Origin of the sequence: Kocuria atrinae C3-8 (assembly GCF_000286355.1) — a bacterium.
Taxonomy (GTDB): domain Bacteria; phylum Actinomycetota; class Actinomycetes; order Actinomycetales; family Micrococcaceae; genus Kocuria; species Kocuria atrinae_A.
In genome coordinates this window covers 1-14,895 of record NZ_AJXN01000098.1, presented here as the reverse complement: position 1 = coordinate 14,895, position 14,895 = coordinate 1, and the positions used below count along the sequence as shown (strand labels likewise).

Annotated in this window: 11 protein-coding genes and 4 pseudogenes; 12 read left to right on the top strand and 3 right to left on the bottom strand. The window is 64.6% G+C overall.

Features of this window, described 5'->3' with window-relative positions; translation table 11 throughout:
• Positions 1-21: 21 nt before the first annotated feature.
• The 3 genes from YO9_RS0110580 to YO9_RS0110570 are packed head-to-tail and all read right to left on the bottom strand — an operon-like array spanning position 22 to position 4,473.
• Positions 22-2,637, bottom strand: coding sequence for a DEAD/DEAH box helicase (locus YO9_RS0110580; RefSeq protein WP_016997442.1), 2,616 nt, complete (start codon positions 2,635-2,637; stop codon positions 22-24).
• A 10-nt stretch (positions 2,638-2,647) separates the two neighbouring features.
• Complete coding sequence (locus YO9_RS0110575) at positions 2,648-3,820, bottom strand: bile acid:sodium symporter family protein (protein WP_223286411.1); 1,173 nt, start codon at positions 3,818-3,820, stop codon at positions 2,648-2,650.
• Complete coding sequence (locus YO9_RS0110570; RefSeq protein WP_031273097.1) at positions 3,817-4,473, bottom strand: MBL fold metallo-hydrolase; 657 nt, start codon at positions 4,471-4,473, stop codon at positions 3,817-3,819. Before YO9_RS0110570 ends, YO9_RS0110575 begins: the two co-directional genes overlap by 4 nt.
• Before the next feature lie 247 nt (positions 4,474-4,720).
• On the opposite strand from YO9_RS0110570, the gene YO9_RS0110565 reads away from it, so the two are divergent.
• The 12 genes and pseudogenes from YO9_RS0110565 to YO9_RS18035 form a co-directional block, all read left to right on the top strand.
• On the top strand, positions 4,721-5,287 hold the full coding sequence (locus tag YO9_RS0110565) for a MarR family winged helix-turn-helix transcriptional regulator (protein WP_016997439.1): 567 nt from the start codon (positions 4,721-4,723) through the stop codon (positions 5,285-5,287).
• Complete coding sequence (locus YO9_RS18070; RefSeq protein WP_223286410.1) at positions 5,284-5,976, top strand: MFS transporter; 693 nt, start codon at positions 5,284-5,286, stop codon at positions 5,974-5,976. The genes YO9_RS0110565 and YO9_RS18070 overlap by 4 nt, the downstream gene beginning before the upstream one ends.
• Before the next feature lie 190 nt (positions 5,977-6,166).
• Positions 6,167-6,781 carry an MFS transporter gene (locus YO9_RS18065; RefSeq protein WP_262925656.1) on the top strand — a complete coding sequence of 205 codons (615 nt, stop codon included), beginning with the start codon at positions 6,167-6,169 and terminating at the stop codon, positions 6,779-6,781.
• Complete coding sequence (locus YO9_RS18060) at positions 6,739-7,095, top strand: hypothetical protein (protein ID WP_016997438.1); 357 nt, start codon at positions 6,739-6,741, stop codon at positions 7,093-7,095. The genes YO9_RS18065 and YO9_RS18060 overlap by 43 nt, the downstream gene beginning before the upstream one ends.
• Before the next feature lie 89 nt (positions 7,096-7,184).
• Entirely contained in the window at positions 7,185-7,352 is a 168-nt protein-coding gene (locus YO9_RS21620) for a hypothetical protein (RefSeq protein WP_396350751.1), read from the top strand.
• Positions 7,343-10,175, top strand: a pseudogene (uvrA, locus tag YO9_RS0110550) (excinuclease ABC subunit UvrA). The gene YO9_RS21620 and the pseudogene uvrA overlap by 10 nt, the downstream one beginning before the upstream one ends.
• A 48-nt stretch (positions 10,176-10,223) precedes the next feature.
• Positions 10,224-10,709 carry an HAD hydrolase-like protein gene (locus tag YO9_RS18055; RefSeq protein ID WP_016997436.1) on the top strand — a complete coding sequence of 162 codons (486 nt, stop codon included), beginning with the start codon at positions 10,224-10,226 and terminating at the stop codon, positions 10,707-10,709.
• Between the two features lie 32 nt (positions 10,710-10,741).
• The gene (locus tag YO9_RS18050) at positions 10,742-10,936 is read left to right on the top strand and encodes an HAD family hydrolase (protein ID WP_016997435.1); all 195 of its coding nucleotides are present in this window, start codon (positions 10,742-10,744) and stop codon (positions 10,934-10,936) included.
• A pseudogene (locus tag YO9_RS0110540) lies at positions 10,929-11,612 on the top strand (lysophospholipid acyltransferase family protein). Before YO9_RS18050 ends, YO9_RS0110540 begins: the two are co-directional and overlap by 8 nt.
• Positions 11,605-13,666, top strand: a pseudogene (gene uvrC, locus YO9_RS0110535) (excinuclease ABC subunit UvrC). Before YO9_RS0110540 ends, uvrC begins: the two co-directional pseudogenes overlap by 8 nt.
• A 60-nt stretch (positions 13,667-13,726) precedes the next feature.
• Positions 13,727-14,650, top strand: a complete 924-nt coding sequence (rapZ, locus tag YO9_RS0110530) for an RNase adapter RapZ (RefSeq protein WP_031273095.1) — start codon at positions 13,727-13,729, stop codon at positions 14,648-14,650.
• A gap of 35 nt (positions 14,651-14,685) precedes the next feature.
• A pseudogene (locus YO9_RS18035) lies at positions 14,686-14,895 on the top strand (2-phospho-L-lactate transferase); the annotation flags it as partial.

Here is a 14,895-nt window from a genome sequence, read left to right as displayed (position 1 = left end):
GCATAGTTCACGGGATGGCGATCAGGCGCGACCCGTCTCCGCGATGTTGCCCACGTTGTCGACGAGTACCACGGGGAAACCGTCCTCATCAGAGGCGGCCAGATCAATGCGAGCGTTGATTCCCCAGTCGTGGTTGCCGTCCGGATCGTCGAAGACCTGGGACACGGTCCAGTAACCGCTCAGTCCCTCGGGGTTCTCATTGATGCGGATCAGCGCGGGGCCACGTGACTGGGCGTCGGTGTAGATGTCGTCGTATTCGCCGAAGTACGCATCCATGGCGTCCGCCCAGCGATCACGATCCCAGCCGGTTCCCTCGTCCAGGGCGCCCAGAACTTTTTCTTTCTCCTGGGCGAAAAGTTCGACGCGTTGGAACAATGCGTTGCGCACCATGACCCGGAACGCCCGCGGGTTCCTGGTGACGCCTTCCGGCTGTTCTTCCACGAGTTCCTCGAGGGAGTCCGCGCTGGTGCCCATGGGCGACTCCTCTCCGGACGCCAGCTTCTCCCATTCGTCGAGCAGCGAGTTGTCCGTCTGTCGAATACTCTCGCCGAGCCACTCGATCAAATCGGTCAGCGTCTCGGTCGTAGCGTCCATGGGAACCGTCTGCCGCAGCGCCTTATAGGCGTCCGAGAGGTAGCGCAGCAGAATGCCCTCGGAACGAGCCAAACCGTAGAACTGGATGTAGTCACCAAAGGTCATGGCGCGTTCGTACATGTCGCGCACCACGGATTTGGGGGACAGTTCGAACTGGGACACCCACGGGGCCGAACTGGAGTAGGTCTCGAAGGCCTGCTCCAGGAGCTCACGCAGCGGCTGCGGATAGGTGATCTCGTCCAGCTCGCGCATTCGCTCCATGTACTCCACGCCGTCCGCCTTCATGACGGCCAGCGCTTCACCCTTGACCTTCTTCTCCTGCAGGTTGAGCACCTGCCGCGGCTTCTCGAGGGTCGCCTCGATCACGGAGACGACGTCGAGCGCGTACGTTTCGGACTCGGGGTCCAGGATCGTGAGTGCGGCCAGAGCGAACGGGGACAGCGGCTGGTTCAGGGCGAAGTTGTCCTGCAGCTCAACAGTCACCTTGTAGCGACGGCCGGTCTCGTCCGGTTCGGGTAGTCGCACGACCACTTCCGCGCGGATGAGCTCCCTGAGGATCGCGAGCGCCTGCTTCAGTAGGGCGCGCTTCTGGGCGTGCCCTTCGTCGATGTTGCTCAGCAGGTGATAGCCGGCAGCCAGGTTATTGCCGGGGCGCTGCAGCAGGTTCAACACCATCGAGTGGGTCACGGTGAATGACGAGGTCAGTTGCTCGGGCTGCGCTGCGACCAGACCGTCGAAGGTCTTGTTGCTCCATGAGACGAATCCCTGCGGCGGCTTCTTCTTGGTGACCTGACGCAGCTTCTTCTGATCGTCACCGTGCTTGGCGCGGGCCTTGGCCATGGCGCGTTCGTTCTCGATCACGTGCTCGGGTGCCTGAACGACCACGGTGCCCGCGGTGTCGTAACCGGCGCGGCCTGCGCGACCGGCGATCTGGTGGAACTCGCGAGCGCTCAAGCGGCGCGTGCGCACACCGTCGAATTTGGACAGGGCCGTAATGAGCACCGTGCGGATGGGTACGTTGATGCCGACACCCAGGGTGTCGGTGCCGCAAATCACCTTGAGCAGGCCGGTTTGCGCGAGCTGTTCGACCAGACGGCGGTACTTGGGCAGCATGCCTGCGTGGTGCACGCCAATGCCGTGCCGGACCAGACGATTGAGCGTCTTGCCGAAGCCCGCTGAGAACCGGAATCCCGCGATCAGGTCCGAAACGCGTTGCTTTTCCTCCTTGGTCAGCACGTCCACGGACATGAGGTTCTGCGCTTGCTCGGCGGCCTGCAACTGGGAGAAGTGCACCACGTACACCGGTGCCTGGTGAGTGTTCAGCAGGTCTTCGAGCTCTTCGTGGATGGGGCGCTCGGAGTAGTAGTAGTGCAGCGGGATGGGACGGTCCGCAGAGGTGACCAGCTTGGTGTCACGCCCGGTGACCTCCGTGAGCCGCTCCTCGATGCGGGTGACATCGCCCAGGGTGGCACTCATGAGCACGAACTGCGCCTGAGGAAGTTCGATGAGCGGAGCCTGCCAGGCCCACCCGCGCTGCGGATCCGAGTAGAAGTGGAACTCGTCCATGATGACCACGCCCACGTCAGCATCGGGGCCTTCGCGCAGCGCCACGTTGGCGAGGATCTCGGCCGTGCAGCACACGATGGGGGCGTCCTGGTTGACCGAGGAATCACCGGTCACCATGCCCACGTTCTCCGCACCGAAGATCTCGCACAGGTCGAAAAACTTTTCCGACACGAGCGCCTTGATGGGAGCGGTGTAGTAGGACCGCTGTCCCCGGGCCAGGCCGGCGTAGTGGGCTGCCACCGCCACCGTCGACTTACCGGAACCGGTGGGGGTGGCCAGGATGACGTTCGAGCCACCGGCGACCTCCAGGACGGCCTCGTCCTGCGCTGGATACAGCTCCATGTCCCGGGAAGAGATCCAGCCGAGGAACCCCTCGTAGATCTCGTCGTCGCTGAGCGGGTTCGAGGCAAAGTCCCCGCGCAAGTAGTGGTGACCGGGGGCGGAGAGTTCGGGGGCAAGAGCGTCCAGGAGTTTCATCACGGCAAGCCTATCGACACTTCCAGACAGGCATAGACAGCCCCGTCATGAACTGCCTAACGGGGATGCGCGGGAAGAACGGGGTGACGGGCTGAGCCCGCACTCGCGCCAGTGATGGAGTAGAACGGGCTGGACGCCGCGGGGCGACGTTGAGTGGTGAGGCAGCGTCAGGAGCGGTCGCGAGCGGCGTCGTCGTCCTCGGCAAGACCAGAGCGCGCGGCGGCGCGAGCATCGGCCCGCGGCACAGCAACGCGAAGACCGCGCCGGACATGTTGTGCCACACCGAGAACACGGCACCGGGCAATGCGGCGAGCGGCGACATGTACTGGGCGGCCAGGCCGGCCGCCAGACCGGAGTTCTGCATGCCCACCTCCACCGCGGTGGCACGACGCACGGGTACGGGTTGACCGGTGAAGCGGCCGATCAGGTAGCCCAGGGTGTAACCGAGCACGTTGTGAATCGCGACCGCGAGCAGCACCAGCAGGCCCGCCTGGATGATCCGGTCGGCGGAACCGGAGACCACGATGGCCACGATCGCCGCAATCCCCAGGACGGAGAGCCACGGCAGGATGGGCAGCAACCGTTCGACGAAACGCGACAGAACCAAGCGCACCAGGATGCCCGCGACGACCGGAACCAGCACGATGGTGACGATCGACATGGCCATGGACGCGCCGTCGAGCGGCATGTACTGACCCGCGAGCCACAGCGTGAGCAAGGGAGTGAGGAGGGGCGCCAGCAACGTGGAAATCGACGTCATGGTGACCGAGACGGCCACGTCACCGCGAGCCAAGAACGACACCACGTTGGAGGCCGTACCACCCGGCGCGCAACCGACCAGAATCACGCCGGCAGCCAGCTCGGGCGGCAACTGCAGGATCCAACACACCAACAACGCGAGCAGCGGCATCACGATGTACTGGGCAGCCACGCCCACCAGGATGGGCACAGGGCGCTTGGCGACCAAGGCGAAATCCAGCGGGCGGAGCGTGAGGCCCATCCCGAACATCACGAGGCCCAACAGGGTGTTGGTCCAGCCGGAGGCCTGCTGCACCGTGGGGGCAAAGAAATATCCCGCGGCGCCACCGGCAAGTATCAAGACGGGGAAGACCAGAACCGCCACGTAGGCGGCACGGTCCACGGTGGCGGCCGCGGGATTTCGCTGTTGTGCGGGTGAGGTCACCAGCCGCGCTGCTTCCATTCCTCGAGGTGCGGTCGTTCGGCACCAATGGTGGTCGGCTTGCCGTGGCCGGGGTGCACGATCGTGTCGTCCTCGAACTGATCGAAAATGCGCTCGGTGACGTCCTGGTAGAGCTGCTGGAAGTCCTCGGGGGAGTTGGTCTTACCCAGGCCACCGGGGAACAGGGAGTCGCCGGAGAAAATGTGGTCCGGACCCTGCGGGTCGCGGTAGACCAGGGCGATGGAACCGGGGGTGTGGCCGCGCAGTTCGATGACCTCGAGCTCGAAGCCGTCCAACTCGGCGGTGTCCCCGTTGTTGAAGGTGAGGTCCATGGGGACGTCGATGTCGTCCTCGTCGGCAGCACCGCACGCGGTCATGGCTTCCGAGTGCGTGGCCACGCTGCCCAGGGCGCGCACGTGGTCCCAGTGGGAGTGCGTGGTGATGATGAGCTGGAGGTTGGCCCAATCGGTGCAGTCGGTGGACCCGGCGGCGACCATGCCGGCGATGGCGCGGGCGTCGTCGGCGGCGTCGATGAGCACCTGCGTGCCGTGTTCCTTGGATGTCAGGAGGTACACGTTGTTGTCCATCTCGCTGACAGATATGCGGCGGATGGTGATCTCAGAGAGCTCGGTTACCTCGGTCTGGGTGGCGATCATGCCACGAGTGTAGGCCCAGTACGGCGAGAGGGGCCAATGTGCGCACTGCATTTCACACGTGGTGTCCATCGCACCGTGACGGAACCCACGCCCTATTAGTTAGACAGCCTACAGATAGAGGCATATAGTTGCATGCTGCAAGCAACTGTTTGGGCATTCTGACCGGTGTATCGACCCGGACCCGCGGTTGGCGCCATGTTCATTGATGACAAGTTTCGACAACCAAAACCCACGTCCAGGGGAGGCCATGAGCGTTTCTCAAGAGACCGCCGCAGCGCTGGTCCAAGAGCTCTTCGAGCTGCAGCGCGTCATGAGACGTGTGCTCAAGGAGTCCACGGCGGATCGTGAACTATCCGTGGTCCAAATGAGCCTGCTGAGCCACTTGGCCTCGGTACCCGCGCGCCGCGCCAAAGACATTGGTGCGGATTCCGGGCTGGGCGCATCCGTGATGAGCCGGCAGTTGAGCCACTTGGAGAAACTCGGCTTCATTGAACGCGCACCCGACCCGGAGGACGGCCGCGCGCAGCTCGTGCAGATCACCGCACTGGGTCGCCAAGCGGTGACCAACCACCTGGACGCGGACACCCAGCGCCTGATCGAGCGGCTCGGAGCGTTGAGCGAGGACGACGCCGCTCAGACCCGCCACGGCCTCAACCGCCTGACCGAAATCTTCTTGACCTCACTCGGCCTGGAGCGCATGACCACGTGCATGCCTCAGGTCGACCCGCACGCCGCGCAGACAGGGCCCGGCGCGCACGCGACAAAGACCACGACTACTGAGACGACCCATCGTCTGGAGGACACCGTTCTATGAAAGCAGTCGACACCTCGTCTGCGGGCGGCCATGACCGCAAGGGCACCACGGACCAGAAGGGTGCCATGGACCAGAAGGAGCGGGACGAGAACCACCGCAACGTACTGCGGGCCCTGACCGGCATCCTGGCGGCCTTCTTCATGGCCATGGTCACGCTGACCATCATCGGCACCGCATTGCCCGTCATCATGGCGGACCTGGGCGGTGATCAGACGGCCCTGTCCTGGACCGTGACCGGCACGCTGCTGGCCAACGCGATCTTCACGCCCATCTTCGGCAAGCTCGCGGATCTCTTCGACAAGAAGAAATTGCTGCTGCTCGCCATCCTGATCTTCGTGATCGGTTCCGGTGCCGCCGGCCTGTCCACGTCCATCAGCATGTTGGTCATGGCTCGCGTGATCCAGGGCATCGGCATGGGCGGCCTCATGGCACTGGCCCAGACGATCTTGGGCACCATCATCCCGCCGCGCGAGCGCGGCCGGTACGCCGGCTACATGGGCGCGGTCATGGCTGTGGCCACCTCGCTCGGCCCGCTGTTGGGTGGTTTGATCGTGGACCTCTTCGGCTGGCGCTGGTGCTTCCTGATCCCCGTGCCCTGTCCATCCTGGCCGCCGGGCTCATCATCAAGACCCTGCACATCCCGCCGCGTGAGCAGGAACGCAAGCCGATCATTGACCTGGGCGGCATGACGTTGTTGGCCATCGGTACGGCGTCGCTCGTGCTGTGGGTGTCCTTCGCGGGCAAGCTCTTCGACTGGGGTTCGTGGCAGTCGCTGAGCCTGGTGGCCCTCACCGTGGTGGTCGCCGTTCTGTTCGTGATCGTCGAGCGCCGCGTGCCCGAGCCCGTCATGCCGCTGGACGTCATGACCGAACGCACACAGTGCTCGCCACCATCGCCGCCATCGCGACCGGCGCCGCAATGTTCGCCTCCACCACCTACCTGGGCCAGTACTTCCAGCTCGGTCAGGGCTTCACGCCCACCGAATCCGGCCTGCTCATGCTGCCGCAGGTCATCGGCTCGTTCGTCGGCTCGATGGTGGCCGGTCAGCTCATCACGAAATTCGGCAAGTGGAAGCGCATCCTGATCGTGGGAACGGTGATTCTCGGTGCGGGTTTGTTCTCCGCCGCGACCCTGACGCACACCACCCCGGTCTGGCTCGTGGGCATCTTCATCTGTCTGGTGGGCCTGGGCGTGGGAACGCTCAACCAGAACCTGATCCTGGCCGTCCAGAACACGGTGGGTCTCAAGGATATGGGCGCGGCCTCATCCGGCGTCGCGTTCTTCCGTACCGTGGGCGGCGCGCTGGCGGTCTCGCTGTTCGGCGCGGTGCTCACGCGTCACCTGACCAGTTCCATGGAGACGTTCGCTCGGGAACACAACGTGGATCCGTCCCAGATGGCGACGCCGCCTCGATCGACATGTCCGGCCTGCCACCGGCCGTCGAGGAGGCCTTGCGCTCGGCCTACGGTTCGGGCACGGGCCTGCTGTTCCTGATCGCGGCCATTGCCTCGGTGATCACCCTCGCGTGCGTCCTGCTCATGAAGGAGATCCCGCTGCGCACCACCGTGGACATCGTGGAGGTCGATCCGGAAACGGGCGAGCTCACCGTGGTGTCCAAGCGCGTGGATCCCGTCGAGGCCGCCGGCCTGCGCATGCACACGGCGCAGACGGGCTCGCTCCCGGTGATCGATCCGCAAGCCTCGGGCTTGCGCCGTTCCGCCGCCGAGCACGCCGACGACGCCGCTCGCTACGGTTCCAGCGCGGCGTCGGCATCCCGGTCCGACTCGAACCGCGGCCCCCGAAACTGAGATAATAAAAGTTCGTCGATCGTTGCGCTGAGCGAGGATTCACCCTCGCTCAGCGCTGCATGTCTGAGGTGAGTAATAGAGTGACTGCCGTGTCCGAGCAAACTCGCGAAGCCCCCGTAGAAAAGCACTCGTCATCCGTTCTTGCCCAGCAAGTCGCGTCCGAGCACGCGCCCAAGCTGCGAGCCTCCGGAGCGTCCGACCTGACCGAAATCGTGGTCCAGGGCGCCGCGAACACAACCTCAAGAACGTGGACCTGACCATCCCGCGCGATTCCATGGTCGTGTTCACCGGCCTGTCCGGTTCAGGAAAGTCCTCCCTCGCGTTCGACACCATTTTTGCCGAGGGCCAGCGTCGTTACGTCGAGTCGCTGTCCTCCTACGCCCGCATGTTCCTGGGGCGCGTGGACAAGCCGGATGTCGACTTCATCGAGGGTCTGTCACCCGCGGTGTCCATCGACCAGAAGTCGACGTCGCGCAACCCGCGGTCGACCGTGGGCACCATTACTGAGATCTACGACTACATGCGTTTGCTGTGGGCGCGCATCGGCCACCCGCACTGTCCCGTGTGTGGCGAGCCCATCACCAAGCAGACGCCGCAGCAGATCGTCGATCAGCTGCTCGAGTTGCCCGAACGCACCCGCTTCATGGTGCTCGCGCCCGTGGTCAAGGGCCGCAAGGGCGAGTTCGTGGACCTGTTCCAGCAGCTGAGCACCCAGGGGTTCTCGCGCGCGGTCGTGGACGGGGAAACCGTCACGTTGGATGATCCGCCCAAACTCAAGAAGCAGTACAAGCACACCATCGACGTGGTGGTGGACCGTCTCACGGTCAAGGCCGAGGCCCGCCAGCGGCTTACGGACTCCGTGGAAACTGCGCTGAACCTGGCCGAGGGTCGCGTGGTCATCGAATTGGTCCCGCGCGAGGGCGAAGAAACCTCGTGGGCGGACAACAGCCGCATGTTCTCGGAGCACCTCGCTTGCCCCAACGAGCACACGTTGCAGACGGACGAGATCGAACCCCGCTCCTTCTCCTTCAATGCACCGTTCGGTGCGTGCCCCGAGTGCGATGGCATCGGCTCCCGCCTGGAAGTGGATGAGGACCTGGTCATTCCCGATCCGGACCTCTCCATCATCGAGGGCGCGGTCGCACCATGGTCCCTGGGCAAGGCGACCAGTGACTACTGGAACCGTCTGCTCGCGGGCCTGGCCGAGGAAGTCGGTTTTGATCTGCTGACCCCCTGGAAGGACCTGTCGAGCAAGGCAAAGAAGGCCGTGCTCAACGGCAAGGATTACAAGGTCACGGTTTCCTACAAGAACCGCTGGGGTCGTGAACGCCGCTACTCCCAGGGCTTCGAGGGTGTCTTCGGGTACATCAAACGCAAGCACGAGGAAACCGAATCGGATCACGCCAAGGACCGCTACGAGCAGTACATGCGGCAAGTCGCGTGCCCCACGTGTGAGGGCGCCCGACTGAATCCCACCATCCTGGGCGTCACCGTGGGTGGACTCAACATCGCGCAGGCAACCCACCTGCATGCGCGATTCTTTGGCGTTCTTCCAGTCGCTTGAGCTCTCCAATCGTGAGGCGCAGATCGGTGACCAGGTGCTCAAGGAGATCGTGGCGCGCCTGACGTTCCTGATCGACGTGGGCCTGGACTACCTCAACCTGGAACGTGCGGCGGCCACGCTGTCCGGCGGCGAGGCCCAGCGCATCCGCCTGGCCACGCAGATTGGCGCCGGCCTGGTGGGCGTGCTCTACGTGCTGGACGAGCCGTCCATCGGCCTGCACCAGCGTGACAACCGCCGGCTCATCGAAACCCTGGCCCGCTTGCGGGACATGGGTAACACGCTCATCGTGGTCGAGCACGACGAGGACACCATCCGCGAAGCCGACTGGATCGTGGACGTGGGTCCCGGCGCGGGTGTGCACGGCGGCGACGTGGTGCACTCGGGCACGTACGACGAGCTGCTCAAGAACAAGAAATCCATCACCGCCGACTACCTGTCCGGACGCCGGTCGATCGAGGTGCCCGAGCGGCGTCGTCCGATCGACAAGAAGCGCCAGCTGACCGTGGTGGGCGCGCGCGAGAACAACTTGCAGAACCTGACCGTGGACTTCCCCCTGGGAGTGTTCGTGTCCGTGACCGGTGTTTCCGGCTCGGGTAAATCCACGCTCGTCAACGACATCCTGTACACCTCGCTCGCCAACAAGCTCAACGGTGCCAAGCAGGTGCCGGGCCGCCACAAGCGAATCGACGGCGTGTACCACCTGGACAAGGTGGTGCACGTGGATCAGAGCCCCATTGGCCGCACCCCCCGCTCCAACCCCGCGACCTACACGGGTGTGTTCGACCGGATTCGCAAGCTGTTCGCGGACACCCAGGAAGCCAAGATCCGCGGTTACCAGCAGGGGCGCTTCTCGTTCAACGTCAAGGGCGGTCGCTGTGAGGCCTGCTCGGGTGACGGAACGCTCAAGATCGAGATGAACTTCCTGCCGGACGTCTACGTTCCGTGTGAGGTCTGCAAGGGTGCCCGCTACAACCGGGAAACCCTGGAGGTTCACTACAAGGGCAAGAACATCGCGGAAGTCCTGGACATGCCCATCGAGGAGGCAGCCGAGTTCTTCGCGCCGTTCACCGCGATTGCGCGCTATCTCAACACCCTGGTCGAAGTGGGACTGGGCTACGTCCGCCTGGGCCAACCAGCCACCACGCTCTCCGGCGGTGAAGCGCAGCGCGTGAAGCTCGCGGCGGAACTGCAGAAGCGTTCCAACGGCCGCACCATCTACGTGCTGGACGAGCCCACCACGGGCCTGCACTTCGAGGACATCCGCAAGCTCCTCATGGTGTTGCAGTCGCTCGTGGACAAGGGCAACAGCGTGATGACCATTGAGCACAACTTGGACGTGGTGAAGTCCGCGGACTGGGTGATCGACCTGGGGCCCAACGGTGGCTCGGGCGGCGGCACGATCGTTGCCGAGGGCACTCCGGAGGATGTCGCCAAGAACAAGGACAGCTTCACCGGTCAGTTCTTGGCAGAGGTCCTTCAGACGTCCGCCGAGCGCAAGGCAGCCGCACACGCCTGACCAGTCGTCACCCAGCAGTTACTCCGCAGCAACCGAGAGAAGGCGCCCGTGAACCCTCAAACTCCCGTGGTGTTGTGGGACCTGGACGGAACCGTTCTGGATCCGGCCGGTGCCATTACCGAAGGCATTGCCGATGCCCTGTGGACGTGCGGTTTTCCCGTGCCCGAAAACCTGGACCGTTTCGTGGGTCCGCCCATTGGTGAATCGTTGCGGCACTTCACCGAGGTGCCGGAGGATCAGATTTCCCAGGTCGTGTCGGTCTACCGTGCCGGTTACCTCACCGAAGGTTTGCAGCGCACCCGCGTGTATCCGGGGATCGAACGTGAACTCGGTCGGTTGCAGGGCCTGGGCGTCCGCCAGGCGGTGGCCACACAGAAGCCCGAGCGCATCGCCGTTCAGGTGGTCGAGCGGTTCGGCCTCGCGGACTATTTCGAGACCGTGAGCGGTGCGGCAGATGATCTGGCGCAACCCAAGGAGGGTCGCACCTCCATGCACGACAAGCCCGAAATCATCGGCGAAGCCTGCGTCGGCTGAACATCAGTACGCCGGATCCGCAGCGCACGGTCATGATCGGTGACCGCAGCTACGACGCTGAAGGCGCTCACGCCCACGGTCTGGAGTGCATCGGTGCCGGATGGGGCTTCGGACAGCCCGGAGAACTCGACGAACTGTGCGTGGCAGTGGTCAGTTCTCCCTCTGAGCTGGCAGCATGGACTGACCGGTACAACGATTCCGGGGAGGGACAGTCGGACCATGGATAAATATCGGTTGTTGCAGACCTCGGTCACCCAGGCCTTCAAGGCTCTGTGTCGACCCGTGGTCACGGGTACGGAGAAAGTTCCTGATCACGGACCGGTGATCATCGCGTCCAATCACCTCTCGTTCCTGGATTCCGTGATCCTGTCCGTCATGATGCCCCGGCGCGTGAAATTCATTGCCAAGCCGAATACCTGAAGACCCCGGGCCTCAAAGGACGGATCATGAGGGAACTCTTCGAGATGATCGACGTGATTCCCGTGGAGCGCGGCCAACAGAGTGACTCGGTGGCTGCACTGGCCCCGGCGCTCGAACACCTGGAGCAGGGCAATATTTTCGGCATTTACCCCGAGGCACGCGCTCCCGCGACGGTTATCTGTACCGGGGCCGCAACGGCGTGGCGTACTTGGCCTACATGACCGGCGCTCCCGTGGTGCCGGTGGGTCTCATCGGAACCCAGCGCTTGCAGCCGCCCGGTTCCAACGTGATCCGACCCGCACGCTTCGAGCTGCACGTGGGTGATCCCATCCACGTGCCCAAGACCGGCCCCAAACACAACGGCGCATGCGCAAGGACCTCACCAACCAGGTCATGGACGCGATCGCAGAGCTGTCCGGGCAACCGCGCAAGGACACCTACAACCAGTCGCCGTCCGCCGAGAAGGACTCCGAGCGTGGCTGATCCGGCGAGCTACAAGCCGGCTCGCCATGAGATCCCCACCAACCCCGGGGTCTACCGTTTCCGAGACGAGCACGGCCGCGTCATATACGTGGGCAAGGCCAAGAACCTGCGCAACAGAGTCTCTTCCTACTTCGCGCCGCTGCACCAGCTCTCACCCAAGACGCGTGCCATGGTCACCACCGCCGCTGCGGTGCAGTGGACCGTGGTCGGATCCGAATTCGAGTCCCTGCAGCTCGAGTACACGTGGATCAAGGAATTCTCACCGCGGTTCAACATCGCCTACCGCGACGACAAGTCTTACCCGTATCTCGCGATCACCATGCGGAGCCAGTTCCGCGCGCCATGGTCATGCGCGGGGACAAGAAGCCCGGCAACCGGTACTTCGGCCCGTATTCCCAGGCGTGGGCGATCCGCGAGACCCTGGACGCCCTGCTGCGCGTGTTCCCCGTGCGTACCTGTACCAAGGGTGTCTTCCAAAGAGCCGAGCGAACGGGACGGCCATGCCTGCTCGCCCACATCGACAAGTGCTCGGCCCCGTGCGTGGGAACCATTTCTCGCGAGGATCACAGGGCCTTGGCCGAGGACCTGTGCCGCTTCATGTCCGGGCACGCCAAGCCGTACATCCGCGAACTCGGCCGCCAAATGCAGGAGGCCTCCGAACGGATGGACTTCGAGACCGCGGCCGCCGCCGTGATGACGTGGTGGCCCTGGAGAAGGCATTCGAACGCAACACCGTGGTGCTCGCCGACAACACGGACGCGGACTTCTTCGCGCTTGCGGAGGACGAGCTGGAAGCCGCCGTGCAGGTGTTCTACGTGCGCGGCGGCCGCATCCGTGGTCAGCGCGGTTGGATCACGGAGAAGGTCGAGGAAGTCTCGACCGGCGAACTGGTCGAGCACCTCCTGCAGCAGGCCTACGGTGAAGCGACCGTGGAGCTGAATCAGACCCAGCGGCGGGGGAGAAAGGCCGCACAGCAGGGCAGCCAGGACACCGTGGCCAAGCACCGCCGCACGGCCGAACTCGCGTACCGGCAGGACACCGTGCCCCGTTCCGTGTACGTCTCCACGGAACCGGAACAGGCCCCGGAGCTCGAGAACTGGTTGAGTGAATTACGCGGTTCACGCGTGACCATCTCGGTTCCGCAGCGCGGGGACAAGGCCCAATTGTTGGAAACCGTGTCCGAGAATGCCCGCCAGGCACTGGCGCTGCACAAGTCCCGCCGAGCCGGCGACCTGACCACGCGGTCCGCGTCCCTGCAACAGCTGCAGGAAGCGCTGGAACTCCCGGACGCGCTCATGCGCATCGAGTGCTACGACATCTCCCATGTACAGGGCACCAACGTGGTGGCCTCCATGGTGGTCTTCGAGGACGGTCTGCCGCGCAAGGGGGAGTACCGCAGGTTCTCGATCACCGGTGACGCCGCCCGTGACGACACGGCGTCCATGTACGACGTGATCCACCGGCGGTTCACCCGGCACCTGGAACAGCAGCGCAAGGCCGCCGAGCGCGGCGTGACCACGGGCGAGGTCACCGCCGAACAGGCCGAGGAGGACAGTGGCCGGGCCTTCGCCTATCCGCCCAACCTGGTGATCGTGGACGGCGGACCGCCCCAGGTCGCTGCGGCCCAGCGCGCCCTGGATGATCTGGGGATCACGGATGTGTACGTGGTGGGTCTGGCCAAGCGACTCGAAGAAGTTTGGTTGCCGGACGACGAGTTCCCCATGATCCTGCCGCGCGCCTCGGAAGGCCTCTACTTGCTGCAGCGCGTGCGCGATGAAGCCCACCGGTTCGCGATCAAGTTCCACCGGGAGAAGCGCTCCAAGTCCATGACCGTGTCCACCCTGGATGCGGTTCCGGGATTGGGCCCGGCCAAGCACAAGGCCCTCATGAAGCACTTCGGGTCGGTCAAGAAACTCCGCGCCGCAACGGTCGAGGAGATCGCGGAGGTCAAGGGCTTCGGACCCGGCCTGGCCGAGCGAGTGGTGGCCGCGCTGGGCGGCGGGGATGCGCCGTCGGCGGCCGTGGACGTGGGAACGGGGGAGTTGCTCGATTGAAACTGGACTACCCTGGAAGCGGACCCATTGCAGGCAAACAGTCAGGCGGCGCAGACGGACATGAGTAATCCAACTCCTGAGTCGGATTCCCCCACCCCCCAACTGCAACCGTTTAAACCCCCCACCTCCGGGCTTCTGATCGTCACCGGCATGTCCGGTGCCGGTCGTTCGACCGCGGCCAATGCGCTGGAGGATCTGGGCTGGTACGTGGTGGACAATCTGCCACCCCAGATGTTGAGCACGCTCGCGGACCTGGTGGCGCGCACTCCCGAGACCCTGCCCAAACTGGCGGTGGTCATCGACGTGCGCGGAAAGGCCCTGTTCAACGACATGCGGGAGACACTCGCGGCGCTGGAGAATTCCGGCGTGGAGTTCTCGGTGCTGTTCCTGGATGCCTCCGACGAGGTGCTGGTGTCCCGCTACGAGCACCAGCGCAGGCCGCACCCGCTGCAGGCCGGCGGTCGCATCCTGGACGGAATCAAGGCCGAGCGTTCCCTACTCCAGGATCTGCGCGAGTCCTCGGACTCGGTGCTGGACACCTCATCCTTCAACGTCCACGCACTCACCCGCGCGGTGGCCGATATGTTCTCGACCAACGGCCCCGTGGTGCTGCGGCTGACGGTGATGAGTTTCGGCTTCAAGTACGGCGTGCCCGCTGACGCGAACTTCGTGGCCGACGTCCGTTTCATCCCCAACCCGCACTGGGTGCCGGCCCTGCGTCCGCGTACCGGCAAGGACCCCGAGGTGCGGGATTACGTGTTCGGTCACGCCGGCACGGCCACGTTCGTCGATCGATTCACCTCCATGCTGGAGCCGGTGTTTGCCGGTTATCGCACGGAGAACAAGCACTACGCGACCATTGCGATTGGTTGCACGGGAGGTAAGCACCGTTCCGTCGCGGTCACCGAGGAAATCGCGAAGCGGCTGAGCAAGTCCCCGCGTGTGACCGTCAACATCCAACACCGAGACATGGGGCGCGAGTAGTCGCAGACCCGGTGCCCTAGACCCTACGGACCACTATGAGTAACTTTCCTTCGACCGGCGCGTTGCCGCGGTTGCCTTTGAGCACGCGGCGCGACGTCGACCCATATCATTCGCTGGACCCAGCCGCTCGCGAGGGCCTCACCGACGCCGATTCGGTGGTCGCCTGGGCGGCGGTCACGGGCTTTCCGCGAGCCTGTCCGCGCTGCGCCTTCTCGCCCCCGGCCGTTACGGGCCGTGGTCACGGT

Bases quoted from the DNA above. Each gene is read 5' to 3' on its own strand.
- YO9_RS0110580 (WP_016997442.1), bottom strand. From the start codon at position 2,637: ATGAAACTCCTGGACGCTCTTGCCCCCGAACTCTCCGCCCCCGGTCAC.
- rapZ (WP_031273095.1), top strand. From the start codon at position 13,727: ATGAGTAATCCAACTCCTGAGTCGGATTCCCCCACCCCCCAACTGCAA.
- YO9_RS18050 (WP_016997435.1), top strand. From the start codon at position 10,742: ATGATCGGTGACCGCAGCTACGACGCTGAAGGCGCTCACGCCCACGGT.
- YO9_RS0110570 (WP_031273097.1), bottom strand. From the start codon at position 4,473: ATGATCGCCACCCAGACCGAGGTAACCGAGCTCTCTGAGATCACCATC.
- YO9_RS18070 (WP_223286410.1), top strand. From the start codon at position 5,284: ATGAAAGCAGTCGACACCTCGTCTGCGGGCGGCCATGACCGCAAGGGC.
- YO9_RS0110565 (WP_016997439.1), top strand. From the start codon at position 4,721: ATGAGCGTTTCTCAAGAGACCGCCGCAGCGCTGGTCCAAGAGCTCTTC.